The organism is Specibacter cremeus, assembly GCF_003946885.1.
Taxonomy (GTDB): Bacteria; Actinomycetota; Actinomycetes; order Actinomycetales; family Micrococcaceae; genus Specibacter; species Specibacter cremeus.
Genome location: NZ_RWKQ01000069.1, coordinates 1 through 16,467, shown reverse-complemented (window position 1 = coordinate 16,467; position 16,467 = coordinate 1). Strand labels below are relative to the sequence as shown.

General features: G+C 69.1%; 15 protein-coding genes, 1 tRNA gene and 1 other RNA gene. 8 read left to right on the top strand and 9 right to left on the bottom strand.

The features are described 5' to 3' along the window. Positions 1 to 80: 80 nt before the first annotated feature. Positions 81 to 176, bottom strand: an RNA gene (ffs, locus tag EJC77_RS19230) — signal recognition particle sRNA small type. A 188-nt stretch (positions 177 to 364) separates the two neighbouring features. Between ffs and EJC77_RS19225 the strand changes: the two genes are divergently transcribed. After that, positions 365 to 592, top strand: a complete 228-nt coding sequence (locus tag EJC77_RS19225; protein ID WP_125616583.1) for a hypothetical protein — start codon at positions 365 to 367, stop codon at positions 590 to 592. A 331-nt stretch (positions 593 to 923) separates the two neighbouring features. Next, positions 924 to 1,011 (top strand) — tRNA-Ser (locus EJC77_RS19220). Positions 1,012 to 1,093: 82 nt separating this feature from the next. Here the strand turns inward: EJC77_RS19220 and EJC77_RS19215 are convergent. Continuing rightward, positions 1,094 to 1,504, bottom strand: coding sequence for a (R)-mandelonitrile lyase (locus EJC77_RS19215; RefSeq protein WP_125616580.1), 411 nt, complete (start codon positions 1,502 to 1,504; stop codon positions 1,094 to 1,096). A 2-nt stretch (positions 1,505 to 1,506) separates the two neighbouring features. Then, entirely contained in the window at positions 1,507 to 2,409 is a 903-nt protein-coding gene (locus EJC77_RS19210; protein WP_125616577.1) for a helix-turn-helix transcriptional regulator, read from the bottom strand. Positions 2,410 to 2,571: 162 nt separating this feature from the next. On the opposite strand from EJC77_RS19210, the gene EJC77_RS19205 reads away from it, so the two are divergent. Both EJC77_RS19205 and EJC77_RS19200 read left to right on the top strand, forming a co-directional pair. Further along, positions 2,572 to 3,612 carry a zinc-dependent alcohol dehydrogenase family protein gene (locus tag EJC77_RS19205; protein ID WP_125616574.1) on the top strand — a complete coding sequence of 347 codons (1,041 nt, stop codon included), beginning with the start codon at positions 2,572 to 2,574 and terminating at the stop codon, positions 3,610 to 3,612. Positions 3,613 to 3,700: 88 nt separating this feature from the next. Further along, positions 3,701 to 5,161: an MFS transporter gene (locus EJC77_RS19200; protein ID WP_125616571.1), complete on the top strand. Its 1,461-nt coding sequence runs from the start codon at positions 3,701 to 3,703 to the stop codon at positions 5,159 to 5,161. 267 nt (positions 5,162 to 5,428) lie between these two features. On the opposite strand, the gene EJC77_RS19195 is transcribed toward EJC77_RS19200, so the two are convergent. After that, positions 5,429 to 6,316: a hypothetical protein gene (locus EJC77_RS19195; RefSeq protein WP_125616568.1), complete on the bottom strand. Its 888-nt coding sequence runs from the start codon at positions 6,314 to 6,316 to the stop codon at positions 5,429 to 5,431. A 119-nt stretch (positions 6,317 to 6,435) separates the two neighbouring features. Between EJC77_RS19195 and EJC77_RS19190 the strand changes: the two genes are divergently transcribed. After that, positions 6,436 to 6,735 carry a type II toxin-antitoxin system VapB family antitoxin gene (locus tag EJC77_RS19190; protein WP_205787517.1) on the top strand — a complete coding sequence of 100 codons (300 nt, stop codon included), beginning with the start codon at positions 6,436 to 6,438 and terminating at the stop codon, positions 6,733 to 6,735. Continuing rightward, positions 6,728 to 7,498, top strand: coding sequence for a LytR C-terminal domain-containing protein (locus tag EJC77_RS19185; RefSeq protein WP_125616565.1), 771 nt, complete (start codon positions 6,728 to 6,730; stop codon positions 7,496 to 7,498). The genes EJC77_RS19190 and EJC77_RS19185 overlap by 8 nt, the downstream gene beginning before the upstream one ends. Here the strand turns inward: EJC77_RS19185 and EJC77_RS19180 are convergent. From EJC77_RS19180 to EJC77_RS19160, 5 genes are all read right to left on the bottom strand, one after another. After that, entirely contained in the window at positions 7,495 to 8,121 is a 627-nt protein-coding gene (locus EJC77_RS19180) for a TetR/AcrR family transcriptional regulator (RefSeq protein WP_125616562.1), read from the bottom strand. The genes EJC77_RS19185 and EJC77_RS19180 overlap by 4 nt on opposite strands. A gap of 56 nt (positions 8,122 to 8,177) precedes the next feature. Continuing rightward, positions 8,178 to 9,458, bottom strand: a complete 1,281-nt coding sequence (locus EJC77_RS19175; protein WP_125616559.1) for a type II toxin-antitoxin system HipA family toxin — start codon at positions 9,456 to 9,458, stop codon at positions 8,178 to 8,180. Next, on the bottom strand, positions 9,455 to 9,664 hold the full coding sequence (locus EJC77_RS19170) for a helix-turn-helix domain-containing protein (RefSeq protein WP_164520492.1): 210 nt from the start codon (positions 9,662 to 9,664) through the stop codon (positions 9,455 to 9,457). The genes EJC77_RS19175 and EJC77_RS19170 overlap by 4 nt, the downstream gene beginning before the upstream one ends. 119 nt (positions 9,665 to 9,783) lie before the next feature. Continuing rightward, positions 9,784 to 12,522: a glycoside hydrolase family 84 protein gene (locus EJC77_RS19165; RefSeq protein ID WP_125616556.1), complete on the bottom strand. Its 2,739-nt coding sequence runs from the start codon at positions 12,520 to 12,522 to the stop codon at positions 9,784 to 9,786. Positions 12,523 to 12,902: 380 nt separating this feature from the next. After that, positions 12,903 to 13,580: a GntR family transcriptional regulator gene (locus EJC77_RS19160; protein WP_125616553.1), complete on the bottom strand. Its 678-nt coding sequence runs from the start codon at positions 13,578 to 13,580 to the stop codon at positions 12,903 to 12,905. A gap of 131 nt (positions 13,581 to 13,711) precedes the next feature. Here EJC77_RS19160 and EJC77_RS19155 point away from each other — a divergent pair, with 131 nt between their 5' ends. Together EJC77_RS19155 and EJC77_RS19150 are read left to right on the top strand one after the other, a co-directional pair. Next, entirely contained in the window at positions 13,712 to 14,722 is a 1,011-nt protein-coding gene (locus EJC77_RS19155; protein ID WP_125616550.1) for a 1-aminocyclopropane-1-carboxylate deaminase, read from the top strand. A gap of 105 nt (positions 14,723 to 14,827) precedes the next feature. Then, positions 14,828 to 16,105 carry an MFS transporter gene (locus EJC77_RS19150; RefSeq protein ID WP_240630376.1) on the top strand — a complete coding sequence of 426 codons (1,278 nt, stop codon included), beginning with the start codon at positions 14,828 to 14,830 and terminating at the stop codon, positions 16,103 to 16,105. The last annotated feature ends 362 nt before the right edge of the window (positions 16,106 to 16,467 follow it).

The following is a 16,467-nucleotide window of genomic DNA, read 5'->3' as shown; positions in this document are numbered from 1 at the left end:
CCGCCGCCCACAGCCACAAAACCGTTACCGGACGCAACTACCTACAAATCTGACGCACACCCGGGCGGACCTGTGGACAATGTAAAGACCCCTCATGCACCCGCCAGAGCCCGCTTACCCTTGCTACCTTCCGGTCCTGGGGGAGTTCACAGGATGACGCCACATGAGGGGCCGGGAAACAGCTTACCCGACTTTGTGACGGCGGCAGAACCGGCCGTGCCCCGCGACGGGTTGCGCGGGCGGTACCAATTGCCGGGTCCCGGTGGTACGTTCGCTTCCATGGCGGGCATTCCCGGGCCCGGCCCGGGGAGGCCATGGATCGCGCACGCGGCCCGCGGGGCCGATCGCGGGAAGTGAGGGAATCATGTGGCAGTGGCATGGCTGGTACGGAATCTTGGAATGGGTCTTCTGGGCCCTGGCATTCGCCTGCACCATCACGGCCCTGGTGCGGATTGAGGTGTTCTCCACGAACAGCTCGGTCCGCCAGCGCGGACACGCCGGACAGCAGGTGTTGTTGTGGGTTTTTGCCATCGTGTTCGCCCTGGCCGGATTCGTCACGGCCGCCCTGCAGGCCCAGGCGGTAACGGCCTAGCCTGCCCGTTCCGTTCGGCTGGACCGATCGGCAAAATGTTACGCGGCACCTGTCACGACTTGATGACAATGTTGTAAAGTAGAATCAGGGAACCGGCGCGGAGGGAGCACCGCCACGGATCCCAGCGCTCGACGCCTCGGCGTTGGACGCACATGAAACGGTCTGCCTTCCGATGGACCACACGGGAAATGAGGGTAGCGGGGCTTGAACGGGGCCTCACTACCCTTATTTTCTGCCCGGATGTTGCCGGCACCCGGACCAGGGCGCCCGATTCGTGCGATCGGCATTCCGTCGGGTACTCTTGAACCTGCCGTGTTCAGCGCGGCAAGCTGGAGGATTCGCCTAGCGGCCTATGGCGCACGCCTGGAACGCGTGTTGGGTTAACGCCCTCGGGGGTTCAAATCCCCCATCCTCCGCCAGCAACACGAGAACCCCGGTCTGCATTCGTAGGCCGGGGTTCTTGTGGTACGCCCAGGGGCGGTTTTCGGCTGGTGCGACAATTCAGGGTTGGCGCGTGCGGTATTCGTCGTCGGTGACGTGCTTGCCCCATTCGGTCTCCGGGCCCTCCTGGCCCTCTGCGAGCGATTCCCACATTGCCAGGTGGGCCATGAAATGTTCGGGGGCGGCGCCGTGCCAGTGCCATTCGCCGGGCGGCGTGTAGACGGTGTCGCCGGGTCGCATTTGGACGACCTCGCCGCCGCGGGATTGAACGAGTCCGCGACCGTCGGTGACGTGGAGGGTCTGGCCATTGGCGTGGCGGTGCCAAGCGGTGCGGGCGCCGGGCGCGAACCGGACGATGTTGACGCGCAGGCGCGAGGGGGCAACGCCGGCGGCGATGACGTCGAAGTGGACGTCCCCGGTGAACATGTCGGTCGGACCTTTGGTGGTCGGTGTCTTGGGGATGATCTGCATTCCTAATCCTTGTTCGAGGCGGTGACGGATTCGCCGGCCGCCTGGTGTTGATCGAGTTGGTCTTGGGTGCTCGCCCAGCTGGCGAGGAGTTTCAAGGCGTCAGCCGTTGGCGTTCCTTGCGGTGCCGTGTACACGAGGAGGGTGAGGCCCGGGTCCGACGGGAACTCCATGGCCTCGAAGTTCAGCTCCAGGTCGCCCACGATCGGGTGGTGGAGCTTCTTGAATCCGGTGCGGTGGAAGCGCACGTTGTGCGCGGCCCAGCGCTGCCGGAAGTCCTCGCTGCGCGTGGACAGTTCCCCGATCAAGTCCGTGAGGGCCTGGTCAAAAGGATTCTTCCCGGCCTCGGAGCGGAGCATCGCGGCAATGTCGTCGGCGGCGCGGTCCCAGTCGGGGAAGAACTCCCTGGAGGCCGGGTCGAGGTACACGAAACGCGCCGTGTTCGGTGGCCGGCGGGGGTCTGCGAGCAGGGGCGCGTACAGGGCGCGGGCCAAGGGGTTGGCCGCCAGGTGGTCGTGCCGTGCGTTGCGCACCCACGCGGGGGCGTCGGTGATCGCGTCAAGCACCTGCTGGATCGGCTGACGCACCTGCCTCGGCGCCGGACGCCGTCGTGACGGCGGTGCCGCCACGGACTTGCGCGCCAGGTCGAACAGGTGATCGCGTTCCGCGTCGTCCAGTTGCAGTGCCCGGGCAACGGCCTCGAGTACGTTGTCCGACACCCCGGCCAGGTTGCCCCGTTCCATGCGCACGTAGTAGTCGATGCTCACACCGGCGAGGAGGGAGACTTCCTCGCGGCGCAGCCCCTTCACCCGACGATTCCCGCCGTAGGCCGGCAGGCCGGCCTGTTCGGGGGTGATCCCGGCACGGCGAGTGGTCAGGAACTCGCGGATCTCGGTTTGGTGGTCCATGCGATCCACCGTACGCCGGGCCGTGCGGTGGAGGGAGGCACTGTCATTACCTGTAACAGCCGGCACTCCCACGCGCCCCGCCGGCCGTCTTCAATGGAAGGACCGGCCTGGTGGAACGCCCTCCGCGCCGGTATCGACTCCCCACAACCAGGAATGGACACCATGCGAGCAACCTATATGTACGGCGCCGGCGACGTCCGGATCGTGACGGTCCCGGACCCGGTGCTGCAGCAACCGACGGATGCGATCGTGCGCGTCGTGAATTCGTGCATCTGCGGCAGCGACCTGCACCCCTACCACAACCTGCCGGCCACCCCCGAGGGGACCTCGATGGGCCACGAGTTCATCGGCGTCGTTGAGGAGGTGGGCCCGGCGGTCGCCACCCTCACCAAGGGCGACTTCGTCATCGCCCCGTTCGCCTGGTCCGACGGCACCTGCGAGTTCTGCCGGGATGGGTTGCAGACCTCGTGCCTGCACGGCGGATTCTGGAACAACGGGAACGGCGTCGGCGGAGGCCAGGCGGAAGCGGTGCGTGTGCCGCTGGCCGACGGCACCCTCGTCAAGGTGCCATCGGGTGAGGATCCCGCGCTCCTGCCGTCCCTGCTGACGCTCTCGGATGTGCTGGGCACCGGCCACCACGCCGCCAAGAGTGCGGGCGTGAATTCACGGACCACTGTCACGGTGATCGGCGACGGCGCCGTCGGGCTCATGGCCGTCCTGTCGGCCAAACGGCTCGGCGCCGAACGCATCATCCTCATGGGCCGCCACCAGGACCGCACCGACCTCGGTGTCGAGTTCGGTGCCACCGACGTCGTCGCCGAGCGCGGCGAGGAGGGCATCGCCAAGGTCCGCGACCTCACCGGCGGGCATGGCACCCACACGGTGCTTGAGGCCGTCGGCTACCGGGAGGCGTACCGGCAGGCGGTCGGCGTCGTCCGCCCCGGCGGCACCATCAGCCGCGTCGGCGTCCCCCAATACGAGGAGGCCCCCATCGGCTTCGGCAGCCTGTTCGGGCCCAACATCACCCTCACCGGCGGTCCGGCACCCGCGCGCGCCTACATTGACGAACTCCTGCCGGACGTCCTTGACGGCACCATCAACCCGGGCCGGGTCTTCGATCGCACCATCGGCCTCGACGAGGTGCCCGACGGCTACCGTGCCATGGACAGCCGCGAGGCGCTCAAGGTCCTTGTCCGGCCCTAAAGCTTGTCCGCCCCTAAAGTACGACGCCGGGCCGTCACCTTGGTGCCCGGCCGGCAGTCGCGTAACACCCCCGGAAAGAAGTCACCGCATGTCCCGCACGTCCACCGGCGCCGTCCACGGCAGCGTGATCCTGACGATCATCCTTGTCAGCTACTTCATGATCCTGCTCGACAACTCGATCATCTTCACCGGCCTGCCCGGCATCCAGGCCGACATGGGGTATTCAACAACCGCCCTGGCCTGGGTTCAGGACGCCTACACCCTCGTCTTCGGCGGGTTGCTGCTTTTGGGCGCCCGCGCCGGGGATCTGCTGGGCCGCCGTCGCGTGTTCGTGTTTGGCCTGGCCGTCTTCGCCACGGCGTCGCTGCTGATCGGGCTGGCGCCGGCCGGGTGGTGGTTGATCGGCGCCCGTGCCCTGCAGGGGATTGGCGCCGCGATCGTCGCGCCGTCGTCGCTGTCCCTGCTCACGGCGAGCTTCCCGCCGGGGCGCGACCGCACGCGGGCCGTCGCCTGGTACGGGGCCACCGCCGGCATCGGCGCCAGCCTGGGACTCGTGATCGGCGGCGCGTTGGCCCATTGGATCTCCTGGCGGGCCGGGTTCTTCATCAACGTGCCCATCGGCCTTGCCATGATCATCCTGGCGCCGCGGTACCTGGCGGAAAGCCAACGGACGTCCGGACGTTTCGACGTCGTCGGCGCGATCACCGCCACCCTGGGCATGGGCGGGCTGGTCTTCGGCATCATCAGCTCGGCCGACGCCGGATGGGGCGCACCGGCGACCATCGCCGCGTTCGGGGCCGGCATCGTATTGCTGGCGTTGTTCGTGGCCAACGAGTGGCGGGCCGATCAGCCGATCATGCCGTTGCGGCTCCTTGCCAGCCGGGAACGCTCCGGCGCCTACGCGGCCCGCCTGCTGTACATGGGGGCGATGATCGGATTCTTCTACTTCACCACCCAGTTCCTGCAGGAAGTCCTCCGCTTCAACCCGCTGCAGGCCGGCTTCGCCTTCTTCCTCATGACGGTGGTCAACTTCGCCGTGGCCATGGCCATCCTGAAGTTGACGGCGCGGTTTGGCAACGCGGCGTTGCTGGCCGCCGGGGTTGCCGTGACGCTGGCCGGCATGGTGTGGCTGGGCCGGCTGGACGTCAACAGCCCGTACCTGACGGGCGTTGCGCTGCCGATGGTGCTGCTGGGCATCGGCCAGGGACTCGCGTTCGCGCCCCTGACCTCGGCCGGCATCGCCCGCGTCACCGCCAAGGACGCCGGGGCGGCCTCCGGCCTCGTGAACACGGCTCATCAGCTGGGCAGCAGCCTCGGCCTGGGCATCCTGGTCACAGCCGCGGCCGGAACCGGGGACGGCCCCGCCCGGGCCGCCCTCGCCGGCCATGTCAGCGCCGCCCTCACCGCCGGCAGCATCCTGCTCGCCCTCTGCCTGGGCGTCGCGCTCGCCCTGATCGTGCCGGCCGCGATCACCGCCCGACGCGCGGCCTCCCGGACACCGAACCCAACCCCCACACCGCTCATCCACGCCGCGAAGGAACCCGCATGATCAACGCCGGCTCCGCACCGACCACGCCAGCAGTTCAGCGGCGAAAAATGCGCCCGTTTCCGCTTTCTGCTACCCGTGCATCGGTGGCAGAAAGCGGAAACGGGCGCAGGTCTCGACAGGCTCGACCACCGCTGGTCGAGCCTGTCGAGACCCGGCTTGCCGGGACCCGGGATTTTGACAGGCTCAATCACCGACAGGCTCAATCGTCGGCGGCGGTCAGGCGGCGAGGGGGCGTCGCACGGAAACGCCCCGTATGTGAGCAGCCGCTCAGCCGGCCACGGCGTCCAGCCAGGCGTGCAGGAACGCGGCGCCCGCGTCGTCGTGGATCACGTCCTCACCCAGCCCCAGGTCGGCCGCCGTCAGCACCGAATACGGTTTCACCGGGATGCCGTCGGCGGGCCGGACATCCACATGCTTGACCTCGTGGTCCCGGTCATGGAGCCAGTCGGCCATGGCATAGTCGGTGCGTGAATCCCCCATGGTGCGCCAGGCGGCGGGCGTGATGCCGCGGGCGGCGAGCATCTCCACGGCCCGGCTGGCGCCCAGGTCCTTGCCCAGGCGGACGGACTCGATGTCCGTGGCGATGATGGTCGGGTCCACCCGGTAATCGACCCCGTCATCGGAATCGGGGACGTGGTGGTCCAGCCGGGTCGCGCCGAGCCCGTGCTTGGACATGAGGGCCATGGCGTCGACGTCGAACCGTGCCTGCTCGCCGCGGTAGTCGGCATTGGCGACGTCAACACGCTGCTCCACGGAGACCATGGCGCGCTTCGTCTCGTCGAAGAACATGTGGTCCGCGTAGTCCCGGGCGACGAGCCCACGGACGTCGTCGCCATACGCGGCCGGCACGGCCAGGTCGTGATCCACGTGGACGGGTCCGGCGCCGTCGGCCGTGAAATCGAACCAGACGGCACCCTTCTCGCAGATGGCGTGCACCACCGCATCCCCCGGCAGCCCGGCCGCGATCATGGGCGCCATGAGCTGCGCCGCGATGAACGCGTCGGAGCGGCCCGTATTGAAGATGACGGGGATCCCGGCCGCGACCAGGGCGATCAGGTCGGCGATGATCGGTGCCGGCACGGTGCGGGTCACCGGACTGGCGATCGGCCCGTCGACGTCGAGCAACAGGGCCAGCGGCGGGGTCGTAAGGGTCATGACCCATGATCCCAAATCCGGGCTGCCACCTGCCACCTCGCAGGTAACCATTTCGCAACACCCGCCGCCCACGGCCCGGATTCCCGGCATCCGCGGGGCATATTCCATAGGCTGTGATGGTGATCTTCAAAGCAGTGGGTGATGGGCGCCCCTACCCGGCGCACGGATACGAGACGCCGAAGGACTGGTCGGCGGTGCCGCCGCGGCAGGTGCGTCTGGCCGATCTGGTCACGACGAAGTCGACGCTCGACCTTGAGGCGTTGCTCGCGGAGGACTCCACGTTCTTCGGCGACCTGTTCCCGCACGTCGTGCAATGGCACGACACCCTGTACCTGGAGGACGGCCTGCACCGGGCCGTGCGGACCGCCCTGCACCAGCGCACCATCCTGCACGCCCGCGTGCTGGTGTTGGATGACTGAGGTCGGCGGGCCCGGGGACGAGCAGGCGCTCACCACCGCGCAGGCCCGGCACCTGCGGCGGGAGACCAAACGCCAGCTCAAGGACGAGAAGTTCGAGGCCAAGCTGGCCCGGAAGCGGAACACTGACGTGTCCGTGTTCCGCGGCCACCACGTGGTCGACGCCGAGTCGCTGGCCGAGGCGTTCCCCGAGGTCGATCCGGCGGAGGACAACCCGGTCCGGTTCCGTCACCAGCTCACGCACGGCGTCACGTTGTTCGTGCTGGTGGCCATGGTGGTCGCCGGGGTCGTGCTGGCCGTTCTCATCAACCGCGGCGACATCAAGTTGGCGTTCGGAAACAGCTCGCCCACCCCCGCGCCGACGTGCCCGGCCGCCACGCACAAGTACCTGCCGAACAAGACCGTGACCGTCAATGTCTACAACTCCACCTACCAGGAGGGCCTGGCCGGCACGGTCGCGGCCGAGCTGAAGAAACGCGGCTACCAGGTCAAGAAGATCGCCAACAGCCGCACCGACTACACCGGGACGGCCGTGGTCGTCTCCGGTCCGGTCGGCCAGGGCGCCGCGTTCAACATCCAGCGCAACATCCTCGGCACCGAGTATGTGGCGGACCACCGTGCCGACGCCACGGTGGACGTCTACCTGACCAGCGACTTCCGCCAGCTGGTCCCGGCCAAGGAGGTCAACACGAAGCCGGGCGTGTTGTCGTGCCCGCGGATGAGCCCGCCGCCCACGACGCCGGCCGCCACGCCCAAGGCAGGTTAGCCCAACCGCAGGGGCCGCCCGCCGTCGTCGAACTTCGCCCCGACCCCGGCCTGGATGAAGCGCACGGCGGCGGCGATCTGGGCCTCGTCCGGGGCCTCGGCGTCGGGCCGGCTGGCGCGCGCGGTGAGCGAGCCGTGGATCAGCTGGGCCAGGTCGTCGATGTTGCCCTCGGGCAGGAACCGCTGGTCGATGCCGGCGCGCAGGATATCGGTCAGCAGCGAATTCAGTTCGCCCACGTGCACGGCCAGCTTCTCGAACGACTCGCTGGAGAGCACAGAGCGCATGGCCGGCCCCGGCGGCAGGTGGCGGCGGGCCAGGTCCTCGATCTGCACGCGCACGTACAGCGCCAGCTGGTCCACCGGGTTCTCCAGCGTGGCCAGGTCCGTTTTCAGGTCCGTCAGGAACCGGCCGGTCTCATCGAGGGCGTACGCCACGAGCAGCTGTTCGAGGTCGTTGAAGTAGTTGTAGACGGCGGTGCGTCCCACACCGGCCCTGCGCGCGACGTCCGTCATGGTGAGCCCGGGCAGCCCGTGGGTGAACAGGAGGTCGCCGAAGGCGTCGAGGATCTTGCGCTGCGTCTGCTCGCGCTGCGCCGCATTCGTCGGGGCGGCTATTCGTGGCATACGGACATTTTACCGTCATTTTGTCAGTAAACGTCCATAGTTTCCCCAGCGTGGTCCTAGCGCGCCATGGCCGCGCGCCGGGCGTTGAGGACGCGGACGACGCCGGCACTCACCTCGCGCTCATACGGCAGGTCGGCGGGGGTCACGGCCGTCGCCTCGAGGACCCGCGCCATGCAGGAGTGGGCCAGCCTGTCCGGCAGGTTCAGCGTCCGGGCGAAGCGCAGCCAGTCGGTGCCCGTCAACGCCGTGGACTTCCGGCCCAGGGTCAAGGCCATGCCGGGATCCTGGGAGCGGTGGTCGTCGGGCAGGTCCGTCGGGATGCCGCCCGGGATGCCGGCGGCCAGGCCCTCCTCCACGTCCTGCGCCAGCGTGCACTGCAGGTCGTAGGCCGGGGCGAGGAACCACTCGCCGGACTCGTGCTGGACCACCGAGACGTTCTTGGCATGCAGGTTGCCGTTGCCGGTCAGCCAGGCGAACAGGAACTGCAGCAGCAGGGCGCGCCCGGCCAGTTTGCCGGCCGCGCACATCCGGATGGCCGCCATGGCGACCCCCTCGGCCGGCACGGAGCGCTTCTTCGCCGGGGTGATGCCGAGCAATTGGGCGCCGTCCTCGACAGCCAGCCGGACCCCGGCGGCCCGGTCGAAGCGGGGCACCAGCAGGCCCGGGGCGCCGGCGCCGTCGCGCACAAGCAGCGGGCCGGCCGTGCGGATTCCCAGGTCGGCGGCCAGGGCGGCGAGCCGGTGTTCGTCCTCGACCAGGTAGGGCCGGTCCGCCGGATTCAGCTTCAGGATGTAGTCGCGCGGCGGCAGGGCCCGCCCCGGACGGGCCGGGGCGTTGCCGGCCCACGTGGCCGAGACCTTCGGCTGGACTCCCGGCACGGCGCGGCGGTCCAGCGGCGCGGCGTCGGAGACGAGGTCGGCGAAGCGGACCTCCTCGATCCGTTCGGGCAGGGCGGCCGCCGGCGGCGTCTCGCCCGGGGCCGGCGGCAGCTCGCCGGCCGGCACGATCTGGACGTTGCCGACCGGGTCCGCGCCGGCGGCGATGAGCAGCGAGAGCTCGTCCGCCAGCGTGGTCTTGACGGTCCAGCGCAGCTTGGCCAGCTGCGGGCCCTCCGGCAGGAGCCCGGCAAAGTAGGCGGGCACCACGCCGTGGCCCAGCGTGACGGGGACGTTGAGGACGGGCAGCGTGGACGCAACGGCCGCCCTGCCGTCGGTGACGTAGTCGGGCAGGTAGGCGAAGACGACGCCGGCATGGGCGTTGCGCTCGATCGTCGCCGCCGGCACGCCGTTCTTGTACACGATGGCCCGCGGGACCCGCTTCGCATCCTCCGGGTTCACGAATGCGCCCGCACGGTCAGGGCGATGTCCAGGCCCAGTGCATCGGCGACGCCCAGCAGGATGTCCAGCCGCACGGTGGCCCGGCCGTTCTCCAGGTCGCTGAGCACCCGGGTGGAGACGTCGGCGAGTTCGGCCGTCTCATCCTGCGTCAGCTCCAGGGCCCGCCGCCGCCTGCGAATGGCGGCCCCCAACTCGGTGGTGTTCATGACTGGTCCTCGGTGCCGTGCGGCCCCGGGCGGGCCTCCCTCAATCCTAGATGAGTAATTCCGGCAGCCGCCGTCGCCCGTTGGAAAACCATGGACGACGGCGGCTGCCGGCCTTGTGCCTACTGCGGGGCCAGGATGATCTCGTTGATCACCGGGGCCGGCCCGCCGTCAAGGACGAGCCGGACACCCGAAACGGGCGCGCCGCCCACCGTGACCTTCGTGTAACCGGACAGGAGTGTCCCGGCATTCACCCACACGCCGGCACGTTGGACCTGCACGGTGCCGGTGACCGCGCCGATGACGGTGACCGACGGCAGCACCCGGGCGTCGAAAACCTGGGTGACGTTGTCGCCGCCGACGGCCGGGCGGGCGCCCTGCCAGGCGGTATCCACCCGCCCGTCCACGGCATCGGCCAACGTGGTCCCGGCGGCCGCGGCGATGGTGGACGACACCCCCGCCGGGACCGTGCTGACGGTGAACTCGCGGATCTTGACCCACTGCCCGGCCGGATTCACGGCCGAGGCCTTGATCCGGACGTACCGCGCCGTGACGGGGGTGGCGAAGGTTGCGCTGATGACCGGTGCGTTGTCGAACGTGCCGGCGTCGGTCCACGTGGTGCCGTCGACGGAGTACTGCAACGTGGCGTGGTACATCATGTCGGCCAGCGTGGTGTCCGAATCGGACTGCTGGATCAACACCTTGGAAATGCTGATGGGTGCGCCATAGTCCGCGCCAATGGTTGAGCCCACGCTCGGCGTGGAATTGGTCCAGAATATCGTTCCGGTGTCGCCGTCGAACATTTTGTCCGCCGTGTTGTTGCCGTACGGCGCGAAGCTGGTCACGGCCTTCGGGGCCGAACCGGCCACCGGCACGGCGCCCAGCCAGGCGTCCGCCAAGGACTTGGCCTTGGCGATGAACGACTGGAAGACGCCGTCGCCCACCTTCGGCACCAGCAGGCCCTGGTCGTGGGTCGGCTGCGTTGCCGCGCCGGCCGCCGTGACCGCGGCGTTCAGCCTCAGGCGCGCGACGACGACGGCGGCGCCGTTGTCGTCCTTCACGGCCCGCAGCATGTCCAGAGCCGACGCCGTGGCGTCGCCCCAGTTCGCGGCGGCGTCGATCCAGTGCCTCGCGTCCGCGTAGAATCCGGCCGACGCGATCGTGGCCAGGTCCTTGGGCAGGTGCCGGATCAGTTCGGCGCGGTCCGCGAGGGCCGACCGCGTTGGGAACGTCCCGGCGTCGTATGCGGCCCAGAAAGCGGCCACGTCGGCGGAGAGCGCCGGCGCGTTGGGGGTCAGCGCGTCGTCCTGCCAGTTCTGGTTCAGGTCCGCGAAGGCGGTCAGTGACTCGAGCGCGCCCTTCCCGGGGCCGGCGACCAGTTTCAGTGCCGCGGCCATGGACTGCCGCGGCTGGTAGGCCGGGCCGTTCCAGGTGAAGTCGGCAAAGTTGAACAACGTGGGCAGGGACGCATAGGACTCGATCATGGGGTTCGAGGTGATCCCCGTCGTTGCCGTGTACAGGTCCTTGTCCCGGCCGATCAGTGGTGCCAGGAAAAGCCTGTTCTGCGCAAAGTCGTTGACGGGGTAGTTGTCCCAGATGAACAGTCCGCGCGGGTTGGCGGCCGTGCCGTAGGTCACCTGGGCGGCCTTGGTGCTGGCCGTCGTGATCCGGTGGGAGACCACCTGTTCCCCGGTCCATTGGAGCAGGATGTCCTTGTCCATCATGATGCCCAGCTCACCCTTGTACGGGTCCGCCGCGGAGCCGGCATAGTTGGTGGGCACCATCTGCAGGGCGCCGACGTCGGGGTGCTTCTTGATGAACGCGGCATTGACGGCGTTCAGGTAGTAGGCCTGCGCGTCGGCCAGTCCGCGGAAATTCGTCTTGGGGAACATGGCCTTGTCGGCCGCGCACTGCAGGTAGGGGGCGATGTCGTCCAAGGCGATGTAGAAGTCCCGGACACCCAGTGTGTAGAGGGACTCGAACTTGGCCACCGTCGAGTCCAGGTCCGCCGTGGTGGAGTAGCAGATGTCGTTGCCGGGCGAGAGCGCGTACGTGAATTTCACGTGGTTGGCCGTGGCGGTATCGATGAGTTCCTTGAGCTGCTGCTGCTCGGCTCCCGTGTAGAGGCTGCGCCACTGCGCCCGCAGCAGCGGGTCATCCTTGGGCGAGTATATGTAGGTGTTCATTTTTTGTTCGCCGTAGAACGCGAACTGGTCCAGCCGGGCCTGGTGCGACCACGGGGTTCCGTAGAAACCCTCCACGGTGCCGCGAACGCTCATGAGCGGCCAGTCCAAGACCCGCACGGGCGCGATTTTCTTGCCGCTGATGACCTGGCGGAGGGTCTGGACGGCGTAATAGCTGCCGCTCTTGTCCGCCCCTGCCAGCACGGCCGTGTTTTGGCCGCCGATCTTGCCGGTGGCCAGGACGTAGCCTTCACTGTGGCCCAAGGTCGGGGCGGCGTCGATGCCGAGACTGCCAAGGGCCGTGCCCACCGCGGGGTTGTCCGCGGGCGTGCCCAGATAGATGACGCTTCCGCCATGGACCTTCTGGCCATCTGAGACGACATCCAGGTTGTGGCTGACGCGGCCCAGGACGTCCTTGGCTGCCTTGACGGTGGCAGGGTCCGTGTCCGCGCCCACAACCAGCGTGACCTTTCCGCTGAGCGGGACCTCCTCTCCCTGTTTGGCGACGGACTGGGGAGTGGGGTAGATGGCCGGAGTGGGGATTCCTTTCAGGGACCCTGCCGCCTGGTCGTCGGCCAAGGCCCCGGGCGCCGAGCCGAGCAGCAGGGCCGCGGCAACCGCGGTGGCCGTCCCGGCCCCGGTAATTCGGGTGATGAGTGAGCCTTCATTGCGTGTCATTGGCCATCCTCGTGTTGATTCCGAGGGCAGTGTGGGTAACCCCCGTCACTGCACCTAACCACGGGTCGGGCGGCGGTGGTAAGGGCGTTCGCGTATTTCTTTACTGGCCTGTCATGGCCGACTGGCGTCATGTGACGACAGATTTTCATTGTGACTCACGATGCCACCGACTTGTCACATGACCAGCGATGGCGACGCTTCCGCCGTGCAGCCTGCAGGGGTCGGGTGGACGGACGGTACGGGGATTGGCACATTGGCGCGGCTGGACCAGCCGGCCCCCGGGTCCTTGCCCTGCTGTATTTTCACGATGCACCGGCGCTTCGGGGCCGCGGCAAATCCTCGGGCACGTCGGATGTTACGGTCACCATCGACGACCGGCGTCAGGGGGCGATGCCCGGATCGGCGCCATTGGCACGGCCATCGCCGAGCGAGAGCCAGTTCTCCCGGCAGACCAGGGCGGCGCCGTCGGCGTCGCCCGTGCCGGCCAACCGGATGATGTCCGCGTGCTGCTTCACCGAATGCCGGGCCGCGAACGAGCCGAACCGCTGACGCTCCACGCGACGCAGCACGGGCAGCGCCTGCTCCAGGACAGGGGGGATCATGTCGTTGCCGCAGGCGTGCACAAACACGGCGTGGAAGTCGTCGTCGGCCGCCAGGGCGGCATCGACGTCGTCGTCCGCCAGCGCCGCGCTGAAGCGGTTGTTCGCCGCCGCCATGGCGCCCAGGCCCGCCGTGTCGAGGTGGGGCACGGCCAGCCGGGCGGCCAGTTCGTGCATGGCGGCCACGACCTGCTGGGCGCTGAGGGTCGAGGCCGGGTCGTAGGGTGCCACGATCGTGGCCCGGCCTGGCCTGGCGACGATCAGCCCGGCCCGTTCCAGCCGCAACAACGCCTCCCTGATCGGGGTCCGGCTCACGCCCAGCCAGGCCTCCAGTTCGGGGTCTCGCAGGCGTTCGCCCGGCGCCAGTGTGCCGTCGACAATCGCATTGCGAATCGACTCGTACACGTCGTCGCGCAGCAGCGACCGCTTGTGGATGCCGTGCGGGGCGGGAATGGGCATGGCATCAAGCGTATCGGGCGCGGCCCTTGACAGCACCCCACATCTGGCATGCAATATATTGCACGGATTGTGGAGCGATCCGCGACAACCCCCTACCTCCGCATGAGCCCCCGCAACGACAAGGATCCGAAGTGGCCATCACCGACTTTGACCGTTACCCGCTGACCTTCGGGCCCAGCCCCGTGCACCCGCTGCCGCGGCTCTCCGACCACCTGGGCGGCGCCCGGATCTGGGCCAAGCGGGAGGACTGCAACAGCGGCCTGGCGTTCGGCGGCAACAAGACGCGCAAGCTCGAGTACATCGTCCCGGACGTGCTCGCCCAGGGCGCCGACACGCTCGTGTCGATCGGCGGCTACCAGTCGAACCACACGCGCCAGGTCGCGGCCGTCGCCGCCAAGCTCGGCTTGAAGGCCCGCCTGGTGCAGGAGAACTGGGTGGACTGGCCGGACGCGCTCAACGACCGGGTCGGCAACATCATGCTCTCGCGCATCATGGGGGCCGACGTCCGCCTCGACGATGCCGGCTTCGACATCGGCATCCGCAGCAGCTGGGAGCAGGCCATCGCCGATGTCGAAGCGTCCGGCGGCAAGCCCTACCCCATCCCCGCCGGCGCCTCCGAACACCCCTTGGGCGGGCTCGGCTTCGCCAACTGGGCGTACGAGGTGGCGGCCCAGGAGCGGGAGCTGGGCGTCTTCTTCGACACCATCGTCGTGTGCACGGTCACCGGGTCCACGCACGCCGGCATGATCGCCGGGTTCGCCGGCCAGGACCGGCCGCGGCGCGTCATCGGCATCGACGCCTCAGCCACCATCGAGAAGACCCGCACCCAGGTGGCGCGCATCGCCCGGCACACGGCCGAGCTGATCGGCTTGGGCCGCGAGCTGCGCGACGACGAGATCACCGTCCTCGAGGGCTGGGCCGGGGACCTGTACGGCATCCCGGCGCAGTCCACGCTCGACGCGATCCGGCTCACTGGCTCGCTCGAGGGCATGATTGTCGACCCCGTCTACGAGGGCAAGTCCATGGCCGGGCTCATCGACCTCGTCACGACCGGTGACATCCCGGCCTCCAGCAACGTCCTCTACGCCCACCTCGGCGGCCAGCCGGCACTGAACGCGTACAGCGCGCTGTTCCGCCAGTAGCGGCCGGCAGCAGTCGGCGGCCCAGGCCGTCAACCCGGAGGCGCGCGGCGTCCACTGAATGACCCGCCGTCGCCGGAGGCCCGCGGCCGTCGCTAGGGTGGGTTGGTGAACAACCCCATCCTGCGAAAACCGTGGCGCGGCCGGATCGGCGCGCTCCTGGGCATCATGGTCATGGCCGTCAGCCTGCGTCCGGCCGTCTCCGTGGTCCCGCCGCTGCTGGGCACGCTCGGCCCGGAACTCGGGTTCGACGCCGCCACGATCGGCCTGCTGGCCATGCTGCCGCCCATCGTTTTCGCCGTGTTCGGGCTCGGCACGCCGGTGCTGATCCGCCGCTTCGGGCTCGAGGCCGTGCTCATCACGGCGGTGCTGCTGGCCGTCGCCGGGCAGGTGGCGCGCGCACTGACGGGGTCTGTGTGGCCGTTCCTGGCGTGTTCGGCGATCACCATGGCCGGGTACGGGATGGGCAACGTGGTGCTCCCGCCGCTGGTGAAAAAATACTTCCCCGACCGGGTCGGCGTCGTCACGGCCGGCTACGTGACGCTGCTGGCCGTCGGCACCGCCGCCAGCCCGCAACTGGCCGTGCCGGTGGCCGACGCATCCAACTGGCGCGTCTCCATCGCCGTCTGGTCCTCGGTGAGCCTGCTGGTCCTGCTGCCGTGGTTGGTCCAGTTGGCGGGGGACCGGCGGGTGAGGCACGACGCCGGGACGTCGCCGGCCGCCGCCGGCCCGGGTGGCGTTGCCGTCGGCATCTCCGGCGCCGGCGCCGTCCGCATCCGTCCCTGGCGCTCGCCTGTCGCCTGGGGCCTGGCGATCTTCCTGGCCGGCAACTCGGCGCAGACGTACGTGTACTTCACGTGGCTGCCGCCATACCTGTCCGGGCAGGGCGTGGACACGGCCGCGGCGGGCTCGGCGCTGGCCTACTTCGCCATCATGGGGCTGCCGGTGAGCCTGCTGGTGCCGCTGTGGGTGCCGCGCATGCGGAACCCGATCTTTGCCATCCTGCTGTTCGCGGCGTGCTGGGCGACCGGGCACCTGGGCCTGCTGCTCTCGCCCACGGCCGGGACCTGGTGGTGGGTGACGTTCATCGGGTTGGGCCAGGGCACGTTCGCGACGGCGCTGCTCATGGTGAACCTGCGCTCGCGCACCACGCACGGGGCGGCCGTGCTGTCCGGGTTCAGCCAGGGGATCGGCTATGCCGGGGCCGGCGTCGCGCCGCTGCTGTTCGGCGTGGTGCACGCCGCGACGGGGAACTGGAACGCGTCGTTCGCCATGCTGGGTGTGTGCCTGCTGGTCATGCTGACCGGCGGCGTCATGATCAACGCCAAGCGGTACATCGAGGACGTGGCCGAGCCGGTGGCCGTGCCCGCCCCGTCCACGCGCTAGGGTATGTCTCCTGATTTGGTGCGGTCGGGGCGGCAGGCTACAGGTCAGTCGTCGAAGACGTGCCAGCAGATGGCGCTGCGGCGTTGTTGATCGTCGNAGAACGAGTTCACGGACGGTGGCAGGGAGCTGCACCCGCTGCCACTGCCGTTCCGTGGCCCGGGCAAGCTCCGCGTCGTCGGCTGGGACGCAGGCACCGGCGGCCCTAACGCGGATTTCCACGCAGTCGGTTCGGCACAAGAGGGCGACTGATTTTGTAGCACAGGGCGCGGTTGCCGCGCCAGTGCCTTGCGGTGATCTGGCTGCTATATGGCGATTTCCCGGACGCACTACACGACCGGCGGGAAGTCGGGCCCGGCGGGTCG